Below are 22,094 nucleotides of genomic sequence, written 5' to 3' on the forward strand. Positions count from 1 at the left end.
GTTATTGTATCATCTCTACAAGTAAAAATCAACATTTTTTTAGTTTACAGGGAAGCGCCGAGGGGTGCCTTTTTTAAAAATATCGCCTCAAACTCTGCTGGTTGAATAGGTTTGCTGAACAGAAATCCTTGAGCTTCATGACAATGCTGCTCCCGCAGAAATTGCAGCTGCTCCTTGTTCTCCACACCCTCAGCCGTAACCTTCAGCTTCAAATGATGCGCCATAGAAGTGATTGTAGAGACTATAGCAGCATTGTTGCTGTCCTCCATAACCTCTGATACGAACGACCTGTCGATTTTCAATCTGTCGATCGGCATGTTCTTTAGATAATGCAGGGAGCTGTAGCCTGTACCAAAATCATCAATACTGATGAAGACACCAAGCTCTTTCAGACGTTTCAGCTGATCAAAGGCTGTTTCTTTATCCAAGGTCATACTCTCAGTAATCTCAAGGTCCACATAACACGGATCTAAACCAATATCGGTTAAGATGGTATGAATCCTCCCTGCTAGATTAGGCTGAAGGAATTGCCGCATAGATAGGTTGATGGAGACGCAAATCGGCACATAGCCGGCCAGCTGCCATTTTTTATTCTGCAGACAAGCTGTTTTGAGTACCCATTCCCCAATCGGAACAATGAGTCCACTCTCCTCAGCTAACGGGATAAATTCCGCAGGAGAGACCAGACCACGTTTCGGATGATTCCAGCGGAGCAGAGCTTCCATTCCTACGATCTCTTCCGTCTCCAGCAAAACCTTTGGCTGATACACCAGAAAGAATTCATTGCGTTCAAGCGCTCTGCGGAGGTCATTTTCCAGCTTTAGACGTTCCTTTGCTTTCATCTGCATAGCTGGAATATACCGGCGAATCTCCACTCCCTGTTCCTTGGCATTATGTACCGCCGTATCAGCATTCTGAATTAGATGTTCCGCAGTTTCACCGTCACCGGGATAAATACTTAACCCCATACTAAGCGAAATATGGTACTCCCCCGACTCTAAGGCAATAGGTACCTCAAACAATCGATGCAGCTCCGTAGCTCGAACCAAACATTCTCCAAGACTTGCTCTCTCCATCATAAGAAAAGCGAACTCATCCGCCCCCATACTATAAAGCTCTTCAGTAGATTTAGCCTCATTCACAAGGCGCTCAGACACCAGCTTCAGTAAATGGTCTCCGGCAAAATGGCCCAGGGAGTCATTTATATTCTTGAAATGATTAATATTCATAATAGCTAACGCTGAGAATTTATCGCTCGTTTTCTTCTCTCCAGCAATAATCATCTCTTCTACACGCTGCGTCAGACGACGTCTATTGGGAAGTCCCGTTAAATCATCATGATAGGCTAAATAATTGATCCGTTCCTCAGCCAACTGCTTTTCGTAAAAGGGTTCTTCAATCGTCAGACGATATACTCCAGTAAGAAGCAAATAGTATGCAACACCGCTACACACCATTCCAAAAAGATCATCTATATTGCCACTACTGAACGGACTCATAAAAAAGGCTTGGCCCAAAGAGAAAAAGATAAGTGCTCGAATAATAATAAGCAGGGAGGCTGACTTTTCACTTTTTTCAGGAAATACAATAACTGCAACACCTGCCAAGTAAACAAAAAGAACTGCCAAATCAGCAATCTGCTTCAAAGGATTCATCCAAAGTTTAGTTAAAAACTGAGGTAACGCCGAGTGGCTGAATATAAACAAAACAATGGAAAGCACAATCAGCATGAAGGCTATTCTAAACAACTTTCTTTTTTCAGAGACAGACACGGGCTTATCTTCCCTGCTAAAAATAAACAACATTCCTAAACCGCTGATTAGTCGTGAGAGGGTTCGCAGCCACAACGATTCTTCAAAAGTTATGAATGATGAAATCAACGGGATGCCCACAAAACCCAGTGTATGCAAAAAATCAATAATACATATTCCACCAAAAAGAGCAGCGGCATATAATCTTCCTTTAGATAATCTGCTAGAGAAGAATAACCAGCCCTGTGCAAATATTGCAAATCCAAAAGCAACATTACAGCAGCCGACAATGAGATAGAGAGAAGAAATAATATCCCAATCGTCCAATCGGTTAAGCGATGTATGGAAAATTTGAATTAAAAGGAACAGCAAGGCGCCTACAGCAGCTGCTTGAATTGTCTTTTTCTCTTCTTGTCTCATAAGTCCCTCGCGTCTGAAAATAATATCTATTAATTAACATTCAAGTATAGTTATGTCCTACGTATAAATATCGGCGGGATAGGACTTTTAAGTTACATTTCTTTTATCGGCATTCAAATGGAAGGCGCGTTTATAAGTTATATATTCATAAATCTTGCATAAATATAAACCATTTTCTGCTAGCAGGCAACCAAAAAAGCACTTCCCCCTACGAAAGGGTTCAGTGCTTCTAAGAAACTCAGGTTTATTTGTCACCAAAGGTTACTTCTGGTGTTGTAAGCTTATCAAAAAAATCAACGGATTTATCCTTGTCTGCAGATGCACGAAGTGCCATTGCTGAACGTGGATGCTCATCAAGTGTACCTGTGATCATATAAGGAATGATATAGCCCCACTCCTCTTTCTCACGCAAAGGAATCATCAGGCGTTCAATAATATCAAGCACAGGGCGCAAGGAGTAACGTGTATTCTTCAAATGAGTTACTAACAGCTCTGTAGGGCAATTTCCTGCAGCTCGTCCCATCCCATAACAAGAAGCATCCAGTAACTCTACACCATTCTCAGCAGCAATCAACGTGTTGGAGAACGCCAACTGAAGATTATTGTGAGTATGTACGCCTAGACGTTTGTTTGGCAGATGTGTCTTGAACTTCTCAACCAGATAATTCATGTCATTGTGATCCAAGCTGCCGTATGAATCTACAATATATACCACATCAACAACGCTCTCACGGATCATTTCAAAAGCTTCCAACAATTCATTCTCCATAACATTAGACAAAGCCATAATGTTGATCGTTGTCTCATAGCCTAGATCATGGAAAGTTTGTACCAATTGGAGGGCTTTCTCTACATCTTTGCTGTAGCATGCCACACGAATCAAATCCAGCATACTTTCGCTGCGGGGCAAAATATCATTCTCATCCACGCGGCCGATATCAACCAAAGCAGATAGCTTGGTGTGACCTTTTTGCGGAATCACTTTACGCAGGAAATCATCGTCCAGAAAACGCCATGGTCCGGCACCCTCTGCTCCTTTGAGCAATTTTGGTGAATTTTTATAACCGATTTCCATATAATCAACACCAGCTTCATTCAAGCCGGCATATAAGTTTTGTACAAATTCCACACTAAAATCCCAGTTGTTCACTAGGCCCCCATCTCGGATGGTGCAGTCAACAATCTTACATTGATTAGTCTTCATAATTATCTCCCTTCAACTATTGCAATCATTATAACCGCGAATATAGCTTTACTATGCAATTTATATCGTATAATCATACTTTAATGAAGAATAAAATGTAAAGGAATTTCATCTTCTTCTCCTTAATGCTATTACCACATCGTGTCAGCGACAATGATCACAGTAAATAAGCCCTAAAAATGCTACATTACAAGAAAATCATTGAGATTGATTATCAGTCTCTTTTGGAGGGATAAAAATGGCTTCTACCTCTTGCTCATTACTGCGACTACAACCGGGTTCGACCGGATATATTCATAAAATAGAAGGAATCAATCCTATCCTACGCCGTCGTCTGGCTGATCTTGGAGTGTCCGAGGGTGTGAGCATTCGCCTGAAAGGAAAAGGACCTTTTTTAGGACCTATTACCTTAGAGTGCAATGGACAACTGTTCGCCATCCGCCGGAAGGAAGCTTCATTGATTGAGGTGAACGTGTCTTGAGTTCAATAGCTCTTGTAGGTAACCCCAATACAGGTAAAACCTCTCTTTTCAATACGTTAACCTCCTCATACGAATATGTTGGTAACTGGTCAGGGGTAACTGTAGAAAAGAAGATCGGCAGCCTGAAGAACGGCGCTGGCAAGCTCATTGATTTGCCGGGCATCTATTCCTTGCACCCACTCTCACGCGATGAGGGGGTTGCTGCCCAGTATCTAATAGAAGGATCTCCAGAAGCCTTAATTAATATCGTGGATGCTTCACAGCTGGAACGAAATCTGCTGCTCACGCTTCAATTACTTGAGTATGGCAAACCTACCTTACTCGGACTGAATATGATTGACGTCGCTAATGCACGTGGAATTCGCATCAATCATGAAGTCTTACAATCACGACTGGGTATAACTGTCCTCCCGCTTGTTGCAAGAACGGGAAAAGGCTGCGCACAAGTCCTCAGTATTTTAGAGAAATCCTCTGCGATTCCCGCTGTAAAGTTCAAGTTGAACTACGGTGAGATTGTAGAGCATGCGATATCTTCTATAGAAAAGGAATTACTTCCTATCAAGGACTTACCCAATCACCGCTGGATTGCTTTACAGCTTATGGAGCAGAATCCGGTTATTCTTCATTTTCTGAAGACACGTATGGACACCACTCGCCTGCTAAACATCTGTGAATCCTGTCAGAGTGAGCTACAGATCAAAAAGCTGGCCCTGACGCTCCCCCAATGGATTCGCTCACAGCGGATGGATTATATCCACTCCATTTGTGAGGTTGTACTTGATACAACAACGCAGAAACCTCATAACTTAACAGAAAGATTAGATTCCATATTGACGCATCGTTTTCTAGGACTGCCCTTATTTATCTTCTTTATGTATGCTCTCTTTAAGACCACATTTGACTGGGTCGGCGGACCTCTATCAGATCTCCTCGATGGCCTGATCTCCGGACCGATTAGTGATGGAGCCAATTCCCTGCTTCAGACGCTTGGAGCATCCAGCTTCACGCATGCCCTGATTGTCGATGGATTAATTAGCGGTGTAGGGGGCGTCCTCGTCTTTGTCCCGCAAATCTTCATTCTCTTCCTGATCATTTCCTTCTTGGAGGATTCAGGATACATGGCTCGGGTTTGCTTATTAATGGACAGCACCATGGAACGTATGGGACTAAACGGAAAAGCATTTATTCCATTCATCATTGGCTTCGGCTGCAATGTACCTGCCATAATGGCGGCGCGCAGCATCGAACAGCCCAAAGACCGCATGCTGACCACCTTGCTAATGCCGCTGATGTCCTGTTCTGCGAGACTGCCTGTTTACGCTTTATTCGCAGCTGTGTTTTTTCCGGCGCAAGAGGCCGTAGCAGTTCTGTCCATGTATGTGATGGGTATTGTGTTTGCTCTGATTCTTTGTAAGGTATTCTCTAAATATTTATTCAAAAATGAATCCTCAGTTTTCATGATCGAGCTTCCACCTTATCGTATGCCGCAGATCAAGACCTTATCGCGCAGCACTTGGGAAAAGGGCAAGGGTTTCCTGCGAAAAGCTGGAACTATTATTCTTGCAGGCTCAGCAATTATTTGGTTTATGTCTTATGCCGGTCCTGGCGGGTTTAATGTGGACATGGATCACAGCTTCCTGGCTAAGTTTGGGGGTATGATCGCACCGCTACTGGCACCGCTTGGTTTCGGAACATGGCAGGCTGGCTCTACGTTGGTTCCGGGATTTTTGGCAAAAGAGGTCGTAGTCTCTACCATGAATATCATCTATCATGCACCAGATGCTGCTGGTTTAGAAAATCAAATTTCTCAAGTCTTCACACCATTGAGTTCGATCAGCTTTATGGCCTTTATCCTGCTATATATTCCTTGTTTGGCTACTGTAGGGGTTATCAAAAAAGAAACAGCGTCTTGGAAATGGACCTTCTTCTCCATGGGGTATTCTCTCGTTCTGGCGTATATCGTATCTTTAATTATTTTTCAAGGCGGACGGTTATTAGGATGGTCGTAGACTTGTAAATTATAAGATTCTCATGATGAAAGTGGGGTACCATTATGATAAATGTTGTGATTGTCGCCTTAATTTTCGGTTATTCTGGCTGGACCATCTATCGACATGTGCAAAAGGGAAAGCAGGGCGCTTGTGCAGGCTGTGATAAAGGAAAAAGCTGCTCGGCAGCATCGATGGATTCCCCGCTTTCTTGTTGTTCAACACCGGTTAACAACAAGAAGTAGGCTTGTAAAATGGGCAATAAATAGTGATTTATCGTTTAGCCTCCTTAACTAACGGGTATGTTTGTTATAAGCAACTACAGACAATACCAAGGAGGTAATTCCTATGAATACCAAAAAGACATTATTTACAACGGTCGCATTGGGAGCAGCATATTTACTGAAGAATAAGGGAACTCGCGATAAAATTATGAACGGCATTCAATCTTACACTTCCCAATCGAAGGCCAAAAAATCCAGTCGTACTGTTTAAGCTTCTGCTCTTGGATTTCAATAAAGGGGTGTTCCCTAAACCAGACTCTGAACTGCACCCCGTCAAGTAGACAGCACAAAAAATAAAAGTAGTTTAAGCGGCCTTAGTCCTAAATTCAATGGGACTGAGGCCGTTTAGTTTTGCCTGTAACCGTTCGTTATTATAAAAGTGAATGTAGGTATCAATATCTGTTTGGAGTTCTTCAAAGGTCTGGTAGGTATGTAAGTAGTACTTCTCACATTTCAATGTTCCCCAGAAGGATTCCATCGGCGAATTGTCAATGCAGCAGCCTACTCGGGACATGCTTTGCTTCAGTTCTGCATCGTCCAGCATCTTCTTAAAATGCAGAGAGGTATACTGGAAACCACGGTCGCTATGGAGTAAGGTTCGGCTCTCCGGTGCTGCCTGCAAAGCTAATTCCAGTGTGTTAAAAACTAGCGAATTATTATTGGAATGACCCAGAACGTAAGCAACAATGGACTTGTCATACAGATCTTTTATTGCACTTAAATACGCCTTCTTGCCGTTGCCGTATTTGAATTCCGTTACATCCGTTACCCATTTTTGGTTTGGAGCTTCAGCCTCAAAATTACGGTTCAGCACATTCTCTGCAACCTGCTGAGGCGTGGAGCCTACATACTTCTTTCTCTTTCTGCGGATGACTGACTGGATACCTTGGCATCTCATCAGCCGGTACACTCGCTTTGCGTTAATAGATTTATCCATTTGTCTGCGCAAATGCAGGGTCAATTGGCGATACCCAAAGGTTCGTTCCACCTTCTCATACAAGAGGAGCATGGCCTCTGTCAGTTTCTCGTTGTCAGCCTCTCGAAAACTGGGTTTGCGATTCAACCATTTGTAATAACTTGACCGTGAAATCCCTGCGATGTCACACAAAAGCCGAATGGAGCAAGACTGTTCCTGCTGAACAGCCTGAATGGCCAGGTAGATATTCACCTGGCGAATGGTTCTTAACGCCTCCTCTTTTCGAGTTCCTCTAACTTTTTTAGAAAAGCATTCTCCGCACGCAGGCGTGCATTCTCGTATTCCAGCTTTTGCATCGCGAGTTTGTGGCGATCTGCTTCCGTAAGTTCTTCAGGCGCTTTGGTGCGTCCTCTACCGTCTCGTAATGCCTCTTCACCACCTGCTTCGTACTTCTTTACCCAGCTATATACTTGTTGGTAAGACACGTGAAAATGGCTTGCCGCCTTCGCATAGTCTTCTCCGTTCGAAAGGCAGTACAGCACGATATTTATCCGTTCCTGCCAAGTGGTTACGCGTCCTTTGGTCATAGCTTTAGTTCCTCCTGAATGAGCTGTTAAGCTGTTGCTATGACCATTATACTTCCTAATCCAGTTGGCGAGTTGGGTTGCACTTGCAATCTTATACTTGCAGATGATTTGGTTTTGCGACAATCCTCCCTCGAGATAATCCTTAACGGCATAGAGTTTAAGTTCTGCAGAATACGTACGATTGTAGCTTCGGACTTCCAGCCCTTCGTATCCATACAATTGATAACGTTGCCGCCACTTCACTATAGAGTTTTTGGATATTCCATACTTCCGGGCCGCAGCTTTCAAACCAATGTCGCCCCGTTCAATTTCTTGGAGAATCGTTAACTTTTCCAGTGCTGTATACTTTTTTTGTTCCATAAAAATGCTCCCCATACAGCGACAGGTTTTTATTATTTCACCTGTCTACTATATGGGGAGCATATCACTCTGGTTTAGGGAACACCCCTTGTTGTTTAGAACGGACAGCTCCCCGGATGTTTAGATCTCGCTTTCGCTCAGCAGCCACTGAATGATAGAACGAACCATGACACCTGTTGCTCCCTTAGGATTAACTCCACGTTCTTTAGATACATATGCAGTGCCAGCAATATCTAGATGAATCCATGGCAAGCCCTCAGCAAACTCACCTACAAATAATCCGCCTGTAGTGGCTCCACCATATCTTCCAGCAGTGTTACGGATATCGGCAACCTCGCTCTTTAGCATCTCACGAAATTCCGGGTATGCCGGAAGCTGCCAGACCTTTTCCCCTGAATAGCTTGAAGCGGCCAGAAATCGCTCCAGAAACGCTTCATCATTAGTTACAGCACCTGTTGCTATATCTCCCAAAGTGGACAACACAGCGCCTGTCAGTGTAGCTACATCGATAATACGTTTCGCTCCCCATTCCCGAGCATAAGTCAGCGCATCTCCCAGTACAATTCTGCCTTCAGCGTCGGTATTCAACACTTCTATCGTTCGTCCGCTCATGGAGGTAATAACATCTCCAGGCTTAAAAGCATTGGCCGATGGCATATTCTCCGCAGACGGAATAACCATAACGACATTAATTCGTGGACGTAAGCGGCCAAGCGCCTCCATTACTCCGAGTACAGCCGCTGCCCCACCCATATCACTAATCAGCTCTTCCATGCCTGGTGCTCTTTTTAAGGAAATCCCGCCGGTGTCAAAGGTAACTCCCTTCCCTACAAGCCCCACTACCTTATCCCAATTCCCTGTCCCCTGATAACGGATGACGATCATTCGTGGAGGGTTTACACTTCCTTTTCCGACTGCGAGCAATCCGCCCATTCCTTTTTGCTCAATTTCCCGTTCATCCAGCACCTCAGAAGGAAAGCCATATCGCTCAGCAACCTCTATAGCGGCCACAGCAAGGTCTGAGGGGGTCAATAGATTACCAGGCATGTTGGTCAAGCTCCGCGCCAAATTCGTGGCCTCACCGAAAGCTAGCCCCTTCTGAATGCCTTGAGTCCAATCCCGTCCGGCATTACCCTCTAATTTCTCTTTTATAGTGAAAACAACTGCTGTTGGGCCTGTATAAAAAGACTGCACCTGCTTATAGGTAGCCCGGCGATAGGAACCTAGCATTAGCCCCTCCGTCAGCGCATAAGCAATAGAAGTCACATCCTTCTCTACGGTAAGCTCCTGTAATTTGTCCGGCACTTCAAATACCAGCTTGAGCGCCTTCAAACGAAGCGCTGCACGAGCTGTCTGAGCCCCCATTTGCCTTAGATCCTCAGTCGTGAGAAGTTGGTCCCCCCTGCCAACCAAAATAACAACAGGACAACCAGATGAATTCTCAGCAGGTAGTACATAAGTCTGATTAAGCTTGCCTTTAAATAAACCCGTCTTTCCCAATAGGCGAATTCTGTCATCCCATCCTTCGGAAAAGCCTCCATTCTCGACCTCAGACTCAGAAATAATAAGGATAAGGGCATCACCCTGCACATTGTTGGCAACACCACTGTTGTATTCTATATTCATTGTGATTACCTCCATTTGTTTCCCAAAACCAACACCCATTGTAACATAAGCAAAGGCTGATCTCCGCATCTGTATTATCCGCAGGGATCAGCCTCTTATTACTTATTCTAATGGATTAATGGCAAAGAGATCACAAAATGAGTACCCTCGTTAACTCTGCTGCTAACAGAAATGCATCCGCCATGATTTTTGATGATGCGGTCACTTACGGAAAGACCCAATCCTGTACCATTCTCTTTGGTAGTAAAGAAAGGATTAAATAACCTGTCCAGTGTACGAATATCCATTCCTTTACCGTTGTCAGATATGAACATACGGACCTCAGAGCCTTCTCTGCGGGCACCAACCTCGATTTTCCCCATCGAATCATCTTCTCGATCCGCTACAGCCTCCATCGCATTTCTAATCATATTAAGCACAACTTGCTTCATCTGTTTGACATCTCCAGAAATCACCATGTCCTCTTGAAGAGGATGAAGATTGATCTGGCAGCCCTTCATTAAAGCTTCGCTCTCTGTAAGGAGAACAACCTCCTTGAGCAATGCGGACACGGGTATCATCCCCACCTGCGGAACTGACGGCTTAGAGGAGGAGAGAAATTCATGGATAATATCGTTCGCACGATCGATCTCGGCCAATATAATCTTGGCATATTCCTCTTTCCCCAGTTGGTGCAAGTATGGATGAAGCAGTTGAATAAATCCCCGGATCGCGGTCAACGGATTCCGGATTTCATGGGCAATAGATGCGGATAATTTGCCTAGCATAGCTAAGCTATCGTTCTGGTAAGCCGTTTGTTCGATTAACTTATAATCCGAGATTTCCTTGACAGTGAACAAATAACAGCCTTTCATTTGCTCTCCGCAGCATAAAGTAACCTTCCAGTAACGGCCATACTCGTCTAGAAACTCATAATTTGATTTTCCTTTGTATACCATCTCTCTGTAGCTCTGCAGTACTTGTTTTTTCTTGGAACGGCTCAGTCGAACATTAGACAGCAGATGGGAAAATGTGCAGCCCACAAGAGAGTGACGGGTAAGCTCGAGCATCCCGTACATTTGCTTATTTACAAAACTTATAACTCCCTCTTCATCAAAAAGCATGATTCCGCTGTCAATATTCTCTAGAACATCCTCGTATGTAGTATCCACAGGTCCAGTTTGATAGGTTCTTCCCGGTAATAGAAGACTTTCTTGATATTGGCTAATCACGATACGAAGTTCCCCCTTTTACTGCATTTGACGAAGACGCTTAAGCGACATCAAATTACTATGTATTTGAGTGTATGACGAAGCCGCCAGAACATTCGGTAATCGTTGCACTTTTTCCAACCGGTTCAATTATATTCCAATCATATCCAAGAGAACTAGACAACGCAATCGGAGAAACTGTCGAATGGTAAAAAAATTCATAAAATGATTCCAAAGACATATGAAACATCACATCAAATTATATTTATCGCTATTTATTCGCCTAAATGATTTAAAAAAATCTAAAAAGGATCACGAAAAACTAAAAAGGATTATAAAAAGCTAAAAAGCCCCCGCGATTGCGGAGGCTTACATGGAAATGGGGCATGCCCAAAAAATTAGTAATAAACTTATGCCTTTTGTTGCAGGCGTAGACGGCGCTGACTCATCACAGCTAACCTTTTTTTCAATTCCCGTTCCCACTTGGTATCCTCAATCTGTTTGGCTACAGCTAGCAGATCAAGCGCCATATCGATTTGATTGCGTACAACGGCTAGAGGATCTTCACTCTCGACGTTAATGACGTTCTCGAAAATTGCAGTTTCGTCTTCCATGACATAGTCCTGAAAGTCCACGTCGGTAACACCATCTCCATGTGCATATTCCGCTAAGATCTCATATTCATTCTCGACCTTGTAGTGAACCTCCACACGATGACATACCGGACAAAAAAGCAGGGGAACATTATGGACTTGCGTGCGATAATGTTTTAAGGTCCCCTTTGTTCCTACCATACTCGCTCCACAGCAAAAGCTCATATTTGTTCGCCCTCCTTAGAAGTAACCCTTTGATTGTTTATTATTGTATTACATTACCCCAATGGAGATTCCTCCACTCGAGGACATAATATAACTTTTCGCGCCTATTTTCAAATCTATTTAGATATACAAGATCTTTTGGTGCAAAAAACCCCCTTACAGAAAATTTTCTGCAAGGAGGTAGAAATCAGAATATCAAAGATCACTATGATAACGGTCTAAAATTTACAGATTCTTATCGCCCGGCTTCCAGTTCATTGGGCATAAACCACCAGATTGCAAGGCTTGCAGAACACGAAGAGTTTCTTCCACACTGCGGCCTACATCATTGTGGTTAACGACTTGATATTTCAATTCGCCTTCAGGATCGATAATGAACAAGCCACGCAATGCGATACCTTCTTCTTCAATCAGAATGCCATAGTCTTTAGAGACTTGTTTCGTAATATCAGCTGCAAGCGGGAAATTCAAACGACCCAGGCCGTTGGAATCCTTAGGGGTATTAATCCAAGCTTTGTGGCTGTGGATCGAATCGATGCTTGCGCCGAGAATCGCTGTATCAAGTGCTTCAAACTGTGCTGCTGCGTCACTGAGAGCTGTGATTTCAGTTGGACATACAAATGTGAAATCAAGCGGATAGAAGAAGAATACAAGCCATTTGCCACGATAATCAGACAAGCTTACTTTACCAAAATCCTTACCATCACCTGATACGGTTTCCATAGTAAAATCGGGAGCCGGTCTACCTACAAAACGTTCCGCCATTGCTAGAATCCTCCCTCTGATTATGTAAGAAAAAATACCATTTGTATCTCTCAATATACTGAAAAATGCTGAAATAGATAATATCTTGTCTACTTAACAAATGGTATCATCGCACAAAATCAAAGTCAAGATTAGATCAATTATTTATTTATAATTATTATAAATAAAGCATTAGGCTTTGCGGATTGCTGCAACAATCAGGTCGCCCATTTCAGTTGTACTGATCGCTTTGCTCTTATCCACGGCGATATCACTTGTACGGTGTCCTGCATCCAATACTGCAGCAACTGCCGCTTCGATTGCAGCAGCAGCATCCTCATAACCAAAGGTTAAGCGGAACATCAGGGCCAGCGACAAGATTGTTGCGATCGGGTTCGCAAGCCCTTGTCCGGCAATATCAGGAGCAGAGCCGTGAACGGGCTCGTAGAGACCATAGTTGCCGTCACCCATCGAAGCTGAAGCAAGCATACCGATAGAACCTGTTAGCATAGCAGCCTCGTCGCTCAAGATATCACCAAACATGTTCTCAGTAACGATAACGTCAAAGCTAGATGGACGGCGCAGCAGCTGCATTGCGCAGTTATCAACCAGTACATGCTCTACCTCTACCTCCGGATATTCTGGAGCAATCTTATTCACAACCTCACGCCACAAACGTGAAGTTTCAAGTACATTCGCTTTATCAACACTCGCCAGTTTATTACGGCGCTTGCCGGCAATCTCAAAAGCTTGGCGGACAATTCGTTCTACTTCCATTACGTTATATACACAGGTGTCCACAGCTTCTTCACCATGTTCTCCTTGACGGCGCAATTTATCTCCGAAGTAAATCCCGCCAGTCAGTTCGCGAACTACCATAAGATCTGTGCCTTCCAGGACTTCAGGTTTCAAAGTCGAAGCATCCTTAAGACAGTCAAATACGACAGCTGGACGCAGGTTGGAGAACAACCCCAGTGCTTTGCGAATTCCAAGCAGTCCGGTTTCGGGACGAAGCTCCTTTGGATTATTATCCCATTTCGGTCCACCAACAGCACCCAATAACACAGCATCTGCGCTACGACAGATTTCAAGTGTATCTTCCGGCAGCGGAGTCCCCTTCTCGTCTATTGCGATACCGCCAAATAATGCGTGCTCTGTTTCAAAAGCATAACCGAATACTTCTTCTGTTACTTTTAATACTTTTTCCGCTTCTGCTACAACTTCTGGTCCAATACCGTCCCCTGCGATTACGGCGATTTTTTTAACTTCACTCATCTCAGTCACTCCTCAAGTTTTCTGCTCTAACAGACATAGTTCTTCTTTATATTGTTGTATCATACCCAGTCGTAAAGGACAAAGATATAGATTCTATTGAGCTGATAGGTATAGCCTATAAACAATCAGGATCAGACCACCACCCTCAATGCTGAGCATATTTGCTCTTAGTTCTGAAGATGTTTACAATTAATATGAAGTCATCTATCAAAGGAGTGAATGCGAAGTGCAATATGCAAAGCTTGGCAAATCCGGCATGAAGGTCAGTCGCCTATGTCTAGGAACGATGAATTTTGGCCCGCAGACGGATGAAAAAGAAGCCTTCCGCATCATGGACGCTGCACTGGATGCAGGTGTTAATTTTTTTGATACCGCTAACATTTACGGCTGGGGCGAAAATTCTGGCCTGACTGAAACCATTATCGGACGCTGGTTTAAACAAGGCGGCGGGCGGCGGGAAAAGGTTGTACTAGCCACCAAAGTTTATGGAGCCATGAATGATAACCTTGATGGTCCTAATGATGAAGAAGGATTATCCTCATATATCATTCGCCGCCATCTTGAAGGGTCCCTGCAGCGTCTTCAGACCGATCATATTGAATTGTACCAGATGCATCATATAGACCGCAGTACGTCCTGGGAAGAGCTCTGGGGGGCTTTCGAGCTGGCTGTGAATCAAGGCAAGATTGGTTATGTCGGTTCCAGTAACTTTGCAGGCTGGGATATCGCCGTAGCTCAACAAGAAGCTAAGGCTCGTGGTTTTCTTGGACTAGTCTCAGAGCAGCATAAATACAGTCTGACCTGTCGGCTTCCTGAACTTGAAGTTTTGCCAGCCGCTCGCCATCTGGGACTAGGTATTATTCCTTGGAGCCCACTCGATGGAGGTCTTCTCGGAAGAAATGCACTCAAAAAAATAGAGGGCAGCCGAAGTGGCGGAAATGCAGATCGTGTAGAGCAGCACAAGAGCCAGCTTGAGGCTTTTGCCAGCTTATGTATGGAGCTGGGAGAACCACAGGATAATGTCGCTCTTGCTTGGCTACTGGCTAATCCTGCTGTAACTGCTCCAATTATCGGCCCCCGCACCTTGGAGCAATTTGAGAGTGCGCTGCGCAGTCTTGAGATTGTGCTAGATGAAGCTGTGCTTAAACGACTAGATGAAATATTCCCTGGACCCGGCGGTGAAGCCCCTAAAGCGTATGCTTGGTAGGTAAGTTCTATCACAAAGGAGCTGAGGCCTCAGCAGAATCAATACGCTGAAGCCCCAGCTCCCTTTTATTCATACTTATTCAGCTGTGTCCACGGTCACACTTCCATTACTCGTGCTTAAGTCCACAGTATATGTGGCTTTACCAAGCACAGCGGTACCATAGCTATCGCCGTCCCGATCCCAGGGTACATTCCCCTTCAGCGAGCCATTGCTTGTATCTGCAATAATCTTCGCATCCGACACGGCCGGCAAGCCCACTATAATCTTTCCGTTACTGGATGTACACTTCCAGTTTCCGGTCACTGCTGAGTTTATAGTAATTTTGCCGTTGCTGCTCTTGGCTGACAACGCCCCATCAATGTTATCCAATACTATGGCTCCATTAGAGCTCACGAGTTCAACTTCACCTTGGATATTCTGTACGGATAGTGACCCATTACTGGTATGCGCATCCACTTCGCCGACAATATCATGAATATTTAATGCACCATTACTTGTCTCAACCTCTATACCTGACTTTAGATTCCAGGCTTCTATAGAGCCATCACTTGTCTCAACCTCAACAGCAAGGTTATTGGGTGCACTTACATTTAGATAAGGACTTTTGGTATTGAATCCAAACTGAATGTTAGAGAACCAATTATGATCGGAATCAAGCTCCATAATCAGTGTATCTCCTTCAGTACTAACCTTCCATTTCTTTTCCAGTGCACTTTCAGCATCACTTTGCGATTTTCCAGGCAGCAGTAAACTTCCCTCATAATCCAAAGAGCTTCCAGCTACACCCTCAACCTTTACTTTTCCACTCGGAAGTACGATTTTGAGCGTCGTAATATTCTCTTTCACTTCCACATTCCCACTAAGCGGAGTTAGATGTGTATTACCGATCAGATTGCTGAGTGAACCTCCCGCCATTACTGTCTGAGCACCACTTGCTCCGATCAGTACAATAATTAACAGGATGGCCCAGCCGCTTACACGGCTTTTGACATCGGATTTGATAAAAAGTCTTATCAACATCTCAAGTCCGAATAAGACCAACAACGCTGGCCATAAAAAACCAAGCACCTCATAGCTGATCATATCATACTGAGCCATCACGATAATGACACCAAGGGCAATGCAGCCCAAGGCTGCTGTGAAACTTCCTATTTTCCATCTCCCCATAGTTAAATCCCCGTTTCTTATGCTCTCGTATTGTTCCTTAACATCTTCAGTCCGTACGCAATCAGACCCACTGATAATAGGATCGTGCCGATGTTGATCTCAGTCAGCATATCCCAAAGGGTAGGGAAAGCTGTGATTACCAACATGAGGAATCCAGCAACAACACAGCCGATTCCCACCCAAGCTGGATTGATCTCTTCATGCGGATATCCAGGCATAGAGGACATCCCCATGGTCCAAGGGGCTCCGAAGCTGTCTGGATGAAACATCATTCGTTCGTGTTCAGCAGCAGTTATTTTCATCCAAGCCGCCTTCTGCAGGGCATCAAACAATTGATAAAACCACAGCGCCGCCAGGGCAAACGGGAAGATCAAGGGCTCGGACGGAATAAACATTATACATAAGGACGCCCCGATCATAAACTGTAACCCCTGCTTTTTAAAGCCTAAGTACAAATGACCTACTCCAGGTACCATAGCCAGCATAAAAGTGAGCCAACGTCTCTTCTTAATCATAATACATCCTCCTAAAATTTGGGTAGCAAAACTTTAGCCAATTTAAACATCTATTAATGATCAATTATTTTATTTCTATCTCCCAAAGCCACCAAACCACTGGGTTACTGAATTCGACATATGGCCGTTTATTTCGGTAATGCCATAGGCCAAATTCTCAAATACCCCAAACTGCAACAATAACAAACTGAGGCAAGCAGCCACTCCATAATGAATCCATGAGGTTTTTGGGGCAGAACGACGTCTTACATTTGTCGCCTTAGTCGCTCGTGATCTGCGCCCTGTTTCGAGCTGCTCAATATGTGTCATAACATCTGCTGCGAGATCCGGGAAGTCCATCTGCGCCTGCAGCTGTTCTCTGTCAGCATCCATTTCCGACCACAGCTCCGACATTGCTTTGGCTTCCTCCAGCCACTCTGCGCAATCAGGACATGACTCTATGTGCAATCGGATACTCAGCTCCATCTCTGGAGACAGTAGGCCGTCTATATAATGTGGCATCCATTCCTTCACTATTGCACAATTCATCGCCATTCCTCCCTTTGTTTACGCATCATCTGTCTGGCTCGATAAAGCTGCGATTCGATTGTTTTCACGGAAACTCCCTTTTGCTCTGCAATCTCTTGGTAGGAATTCCGCTGAAAATAGTACAGCTGGACGACCGACCGGTACGGTTCCGCCAGACTGTTCACATTCTCTCCTAATTCAGCTGATGTTTCCTGCTCAAGTACCTCATGCTCCGGAGTTTGAGACGTTACCCAATCATTTTCTGTGTAATCAGCTGCACTTCGGTACTTCCACTCCCTATCGTTGGCCCGTTTCCAGTCCAGACAGGTGCGGTAGGCAATCCGATACAGCCATGTCGAGAAGGAGGACTGTCCTCTGAAAGAGGGGAGCGCTTTATATGCTTTTATAAAAACCTCCTGGGCCATATCTTTGGCCGATTCGGCTTCCCCTGTGATTTTGACGCATACTCTGTATACCATGCCTTGGTAACGTGTCACCAAATGCCCAAAGGCTTGATGTTGACCGTTCAGCACAGCAGCAATCCATTCTGCCTCTTCCAGCTTTCTCCCCTCCTTCACCTTCATAACGTTAGACGCCAGACAATCCTTCCCCCCTGCAACCTATGCATAAATTTTTTTGAATTTTTTGAAATAGGCCGAAGAGAGGAATATATAGTTTGTTGTCGAATAATGTTTAACTACTATGACTAAAAGAAAACTCTTCTTAATTATCGCATTGTTTCTTATTATACTCACTGGATTTCGTATCCTATGGGTAATGATTTCTCCACACACCACACAACCACCATTGATCAATGGGGTGTTGGATTTACGGGATCAAAATTTGAATCCGGACAAACTTCTTATTTTAGATGGGCAGTGGGAGTTCTACCCGGGTATGCTGCTTCCTTCATTCAACGAACAATCTCTAACCTCTGCTCCTACAAAATATATACAAGTCCCGGGGAACTGGAAAGATGCACTTAGCGATAGCGATAGTGATAAATCTGCTTATGGCTACGGCTCCTATCGACTACGTGTGCTTACAGATAATAATAAGAAGCAATCTTATAGTCTTCTCATTTCCGGAGCTCGCTCTTCTTCAGAAGTGTATATCAATGGTGAACGGCTGGGCAGCTCTGGCACTCCTGCTGAGAATAAAGAGCACTATATCCCATACATACTGCCTTATTCAGTATCCTTTACAACCGATAAAAGTGAGATTGAAATTGTGATCCATGTAGCCAACTATTCCTTCTCCCAAACGGGGGGAATTTCTAAAACGATTGTATTTGGCAGCGAAAAAGCTTTAACACAGGAAAGACTGCTATCTATTAGCCTACAGTTGCTATTATGTGTTGTTCTACTGCTGCACGCTGTATATGCTGTTATTTTATATATAATTGGGCTGCGGCAAAAGATGTTGATCTATTTTTTTCTGCTGGTAATATCCGCTATAACTACCGTACTCATAGATGATGACAGGCTTTTATTGCACGTATTTCCCTTGAACTATCAATGGAATTTCAAACTATTTTTTATCTCTTATATTGCTGTATTTATTTTTATCCTGCAGACAAGCAAACATCTTTTGTTCGCGGATTTAAAAATAAAAAGTATTCGTATCCTAACCATCCTGTCCATAGTAGACATCCTGTTCATATTATTTGGACCCGTTGTTCACTATTATGAATTTCACACACTGATTTTCGGCATAAATTTATTAGTTTTAGCATTAGGTGTCGTAATTCTTTTTCTGAGATCTATTGTTAAAAATTACGAAGGCTCTATTTTCCTGTTGTTATCTATGTTTGCCATCGTTAACAGCACACTTTGGGGAATGTTCAAGAATTATAACTGGGTCAACGTTACCTATTATCCTTTTGATCTAATTATCGCCTTTTTGTGCTTTGCGACTTTTGGATTTAAGCGATATCACTGGAATACTAAGGAGACAGAAAAACTGGCGCACAGCCTGCAGAGAAGTGTTACGCAAAAGGATGTTTTTTTGGCTAACACCTCACATGAATTAAAAAATCCGCTGTACAGTATCATTAACATTGCCGAAACTGTTCTGGACAGCGAGCGTGACACTGTAACGCATCAAAATGCTGAGAATTTAAAACTGCTCATTACCGTTGGAAGACGTATGTCCCTTCTGGTAGACGATCTGCTGGATCAATCCCAGCTCCGTGAAAGCAATATACAATTGCAGCTCAGAGAACTTAAGATTCAATCCTTCGCAGTGGGTGTGCTTGATATGTTCAAATTCTTAACAGAAGGGAAATCTTTAACCTTAATCTCAGAAATACCAGATTCATTCCCTTCTATTGTGGCTGATGAAAAAAGACTCATTCAGATCTTGTTCAATCTGCTTCAAAATGCTGTTAAATATACGACTGTAGGCACGATAAGAATCCATGCAGATATTCATAAAAAATCGGCGCAGATTCATATTACGGATACTGGTCTTGGCATGAACGAGGAGACGTTGCTCAGAGCTTTCCAGCCCTATGAACAGGGCGACTCCAGCATGAACGAAGTTAGCGGTGGCATCGGGCTTGGATTAAGCACCAGCAAGCAGTTAGTTGAACTTCACGGCGGGAAAATAAGTGTAGTCTCTACACTTGGAGAAGGTACTACCTTCACATTCACAATGCCGTTATACGATTCAACCAGCCGGGTATTGAATTCAGAACTGCCCTCTATGACTGAATTCTCGGACACGCCATCTATGATCACTTTTTCCAAATTAACCGCGCCGGGTATCGTTTCATCAGCCCATGGCAGGAGACCCAAGCTTCTGGCTGTAGATGATGATCCGGTTAATCTAAAAATACTTACCAACGTACTTTCCATCAAGGACTATGAAATCGTTACGGTGACCAGCGGAAACGATGCTTTACTATTGCTGGATACCGCTCAGTGGGATTTAATTATTACAGATGTAATGATGCCACAAATGTCCGGGTATGAACTGGCGCATAGAATTCGTGAACGTTACACCATTGCTGAGCTTCCCATTTTGCTTCTGACGGCACGAAACCAACCAGAAGATATTTATACCGGATTCATTTCAGGTGCAAATGACTATGTAATGAAGCCTATGAATGCAATAGAGCTGAAGGCCCGTGTACGCTCCTTAACAGATCTAAAACAGTCCGTAAACGAACGGCTTCGTGTGGAAGCTGCCTATCTTCAAGCGCAAATACAACCACATTTCTTGTTCAACACATTAAATTCAATATCCGCGCTGGCCTCTTTTGATATTAATAGAATGAGTCACCTTGTGGATGCCTTCAGCTCTTATTTGCGTTTAAGCTTCAATTTCCTGAATGCTGAGCCTATGATACCGATTGAACGAGAGCTTGAGCTTGTTCGTGCCTACCTCTACATAGAGAAGGAGCGCTTTGAAGATAGGATGACCATTCATTGGGATTATGAGGAAAGCTTGCATTTTCAGCTGCCGCCTCTGACTATACAGCCACTGGTTGAAAATGCTGTCCGGCACGGTATTTTGAGTCGCTCCCAAGGAGGAACGGTGTCCATAACCATCAAGGAACAAGCTGGCGATATTGAAATCACGATATCAGACAATGGCCAAGGCATGAAAAACGAACAACTCCAGCAGTTGCTCAGCAATCCGTCTAATGATGTACGAGGAATCGGATTTTTAAATACACATAAACGGCTGTTGCGGGTCTACGGAAAAGGGCTGCAGATTAAAAGCTCCGAAGGGAAAGGAACTTCTGTGAGTTTTATTATTCCTTCTGACAAAAAAAATCCGATTCGAAAACTTTCTGATTAACAGACAAACTATTGTGAACCCAAATATCAAGTAAGGATTCGACGTATTTTTGGCTAAAATACTATATCTGAGTGGTGATTAATAATGATTCAGGCAATATTAGTTGACGATGAACGGCTTGCCCTTGTGAAATTAGAGTTTATGTTAAAAAAAATACCATCCATACATATAGCCGCTTCCTATACGGACCCCTCGCAGGCCATTCAAGAGGCTCCGTCTTATCATCCTGACGTTATTTTTATTGATATTGAAATGCCTGAAATTAATGGTCTTCAAGCTGCGGAGATGCTCCAAGAGACCTGTCCAAACGCAAATATTATCTTTGTTACCGCGTATAACCATTATGCTGTGGAAGCCTTTGAGATCAATGCGCTCGATTATATTTTGAAGCCTGTGCGAAATGACCGACTACTGAAGGCCGTCCAACGGTTAGAAGAAAGATTGTCACTTGCCCCAAAACTCATCATTGCAACAGAAGAGGTAACCATTCGTTGTCTTCAATCGCTTCGTTTTGAACGAGGTGGACAATCTCTGAATAATCTGCGTTGGAGAACCTCTAAGGCCCAAGAGTTATTTGCTTTTTTGCTCCATAATCGCAACCGCTTTGTAAGTAAAGACATGCTGATTGAACTGCTGTGGCCTGACTTTAATCTGAAAAAGGCTTCTACCCATCTCTATACAACAATTTATCAAGTCCGGCAATGCTTAAAGCAGAATGAAGTCGACCTGCATATCAGCAACCTTAGCGGGGGGGAAGGCTATACCCTTGAAACCGGATCAATGTTGATCGATGTAGATAAGTGGGAACAGGGGATTCTGGCTCTGGAAACCATTAGTGAAGTTAATTGTGCGGAGCATCAAGTTTTATTCGAGCTTTATTCTGGAGATTACTTTGACGATTATGATTATTTATGGGCCGAAAGTGAGCGGCAACGCCTTCGTACCATTTGGCTGCACCATGCAATGGGCATTGCCCAATTTTATATAGAAAGCAACAGAATTGCCGAGGCCGTTACTGTCTATCAACGAGTAGTGCAGCTGCAGCCTTATTTTGAACAAGGGCATTTAGGATTAATGAAGGTCTACGACAGTATTGGAGAACGTTCCGCTGTGGAAGAGCAGTACAAGCTGCTCAAGGATTTGTTCCAAAAGGAACTTAACCTTGGCCTTCCAGCCAGCGTTGAGCACTGGTACGAGCAATGGGAACAGTTTAACCATAGAGTGCGATGAGCTAAATACCCTATCAA

The 22,094-nt window shown here is 43.8% G+C and carries 19 protein-coding genes; 7 read left to right on the forward strand and 12 right to left on the reverse strand.

Annotation, left to right across the window (positions count from 1 at the left end; genetic code table 11):
- Positions 1 to 44 precede the first annotated feature (44 nt).
- Both MHH49_RS03350 and MHH49_RS03355 read right to left on the reverse strand, forming a co-directional pair.
- Positions 45 to 2,171: a putative bifunctional diguanylate cyclase/phosphodiesterase gene (locus MHH49_RS03350; RefSeq protein ID WP_341137887.1), complete on the reverse strand. Its 2,127-nt coding sequence runs from the start codon at positions 2,169 to 2,171 to the stop codon at positions 45 to 47.
- 244 nt (positions 2,172 to 2,415) lie between these two features.
- Positions 2,416 to 3,375: an aldolase catalytic domain-containing protein gene (locus MHH49_RS03355; RefSeq protein ID WP_170914180.1), complete on the reverse strand. Its 960-nt coding sequence runs from the start codon at positions 3,373 to 3,375 to the stop codon at positions 2,416 to 2,418.
- 238 nt (positions 3,376 to 3,613) lie between these two features.
- Here MHH49_RS03355 and MHH49_RS03360 point away from each other — a divergent pair, with 238 nt between their 5' ends.
- From MHH49_RS03360 to MHH49_RS03375, 4 genes are all read left to right on the forward strand, one after another.
- The gene (locus MHH49_RS03360) at positions 3,614 to 3,856 is read left to right on the forward strand and encodes a FeoA family protein (RefSeq protein WP_036680093.1); all 243 of its coding nucleotides are present in this window, start codon (positions 3,614 to 3,616) and stop codon (positions 3,854 to 3,856) included.
- Positions 3,853 to 5,865, forward strand: a complete 2,013-nt coding sequence (gene feoB / locus MHH49_RS03365) for a ferrous iron transport protein B (protein WP_341137888.1) — start codon at positions 3,853 to 3,855, stop codon at positions 5,863 to 5,865. Before MHH49_RS03360 ends, feoB begins: the two co-directional genes overlap by 4 nt.
- A gap of 44 nt (positions 5,866 to 5,909) precedes the next feature.
- Positions 5,910 to 6,089, forward strand: coding sequence for a FeoB-associated Cys-rich membrane protein (locus MHH49_RS03370; protein WP_038569228.1), 180 nt, complete (start codon positions 5,910 to 5,912; stop codon positions 6,087 to 6,089).
- 103 nt (positions 6,090 to 6,192) lie between these two features.
- A complete protein-coding gene (locus MHH49_RS03375; RefSeq protein ID WP_169744741.1) occupies positions 6,193 to 6,339 on the forward strand; it encodes a hypothetical protein in 147 nt (48 codons plus the stop codon).
- Positions 6,340 to 6,432: 93 nt separating this feature from the next.
- Here the strand turns inward: MHH49_RS03375 and MHH49_RS03380 are convergent.
- The 6 genes from MHH49_RS03380 to leuB form a co-directional block, all read right to left on the reverse strand.
- Positions 6,433 to 7,991, reverse strand: a protein-coding gene (locus tag MHH49_RS03380; protein WP_094903917.1) for an IS3 family transposase whose coding sequence is annotated in 2 segments (ribosomal slippage) — positions 6,433 to 7,358 and positions 7,358 to 7,991 — 1,560 coding nt in all. Because the reading frame shifts where the segments join, the coding sequence is not laid out codon by codon here.
- Positions 7,992 to 8,111: 120 nt separating this feature from the next.
- Positions 8,112 to 9,617: a leucyl aminopeptidase gene (locus MHH49_RS03385; RefSeq protein WP_143766164.1), complete on the reverse strand. Its 1,506-nt coding sequence runs from the start codon at positions 9,615 to 9,617 to the stop codon at positions 8,112 to 8,114.
- A gap of 107 nt (positions 9,618 to 9,724) precedes the next feature.
- Positions 9,725 to 10,828, reverse strand: a complete 1,104-nt coding sequence (locus MHH49_RS03390; protein WP_036680098.1) for an ATP-binding protein — start codon at positions 10,826 to 10,828, stop codon at positions 9,725 to 9,727.
- Between the two features lie 389 nt (positions 10,829 to 11,217).
- Positions 11,218 to 11,625, reverse strand: a complete 408-nt coding sequence (locus tag MHH49_RS03395; protein WP_036680100.1) for a hypothetical protein — start codon at positions 11,623 to 11,625, stop codon at positions 11,218 to 11,220.
- A 225-nt stretch (positions 11,626 to 11,850) separates the two neighbouring features.
- Positions 11,851 to 12,390 carry a peroxiredoxin gene (locus MHH49_RS03400; RefSeq protein WP_038569225.1) on the reverse strand — a complete coding sequence of 180 codons (540 nt, stop codon included), beginning with the start codon at positions 12,388 to 12,390 and terminating at the stop codon, positions 11,851 to 11,853.
- A gap of 171 nt (positions 12,391 to 12,561) precedes the next feature.
- Entirely contained in the window at positions 12,562 to 13,644 is a 1,083-nt protein-coding gene (gene leuB / locus MHH49_RS03405; protein WP_036680106.1) for a 3-isopropylmalate dehydrogenase, read from the reverse strand.
- A gap of 226 nt (positions 13,645 to 13,870) precedes the next feature.
- On the opposite strand from leuB, the gene MHH49_RS03410 reads away from it, so the two are divergent.
- Positions 13,871 to 14,851: an aldo/keto reductase gene (locus tag MHH49_RS03410; protein ID WP_076274977.1), complete on the forward strand. Its 981-nt coding sequence runs from the start codon at positions 13,871 to 13,873 to the stop codon at positions 14,849 to 14,851.
- Between the two features lie 75 nt (positions 14,852 to 14,926).
- On the opposite strand, the gene MHH49_RS03415 is transcribed toward MHH49_RS03410, so the two are convergent.
- The 4 genes from MHH49_RS03415 to MHH49_RS03430 form a co-directional block, all read right to left on the reverse strand.
- Positions 14,927 to 16,018, reverse strand: coding sequence for a DUF4097 family beta strand repeat-containing protein (locus MHH49_RS03415; protein ID WP_038569223.1), 1,092 nt, complete (start codon positions 16,016 to 16,018; stop codon positions 14,927 to 14,929).
- 17 nt (positions 16,019 to 16,035) lie between these two features.
- A complete protein-coding gene (locus tag MHH49_RS03420; protein WP_036680114.1) occupies positions 16,036 to 16,533 on the reverse strand; it encodes a hypothetical protein in 498 nt (165 codons plus the stop codon).
- A gap of 75 nt (positions 16,534 to 16,608) precedes the next feature.
- Positions 16,609 to 17,061, reverse strand: a complete 453-nt coding sequence (locus MHH49_RS03425) for an anti-sigma factor family protein (protein ID WP_038569222.1) — start codon at positions 17,059 to 17,061, stop codon at positions 16,609 to 16,611.
- Entirely contained in the window at positions 17,058 to 17,624 is a 567-nt protein-coding gene (locus MHH49_RS03430) for an RNA polymerase sigma factor (RefSeq protein WP_051491104.1), read from the reverse strand. The genes MHH49_RS03425 and MHH49_RS03430 overlap by 4 nt, the downstream gene beginning before the upstream one ends.
- A 118-nt stretch (positions 17,625 to 17,742) precedes the next feature.
- Here MHH49_RS03430 and MHH49_RS03435 point away from each other — a divergent pair, with 118 nt between their 5' ends.
- Together MHH49_RS03435 and MHH49_RS03440 are read left to right on the forward strand one after the other, a co-directional pair.
- A complete protein-coding gene (locus MHH49_RS03435; RefSeq protein ID WP_076100438.1) occupies positions 17,743 to 20,847 on the forward strand; it encodes an ATP-binding protein in 3,105 nt (1,034 codons plus the stop codon).
- An 84-nt stretch (positions 20,848 to 20,931) separates the two neighbouring features.
- The gene (locus MHH49_RS03440; protein WP_051491105.1) at positions 20,932 to 22,077 is read left to right on the forward strand and encodes a response regulator; all 1,146 of its coding nucleotides are present in this window, start codon (positions 20,932 to 20,934) and stop codon (positions 22,075 to 22,077) included.
- Positions 22,078 to 22,094 lie beyond the last annotated feature (17 nt).

The sequence above is a fragment of the Paenibacillus sp. FSL F4-0122 genome, from assembly GCF_038002845.1.
Lineage (GTDB): Bacteria > Bacillota > Bacilli > Paenibacillales > Paenibacillaceae > Paenibacillus_AQ > Paenibacillus_AQ odorifer.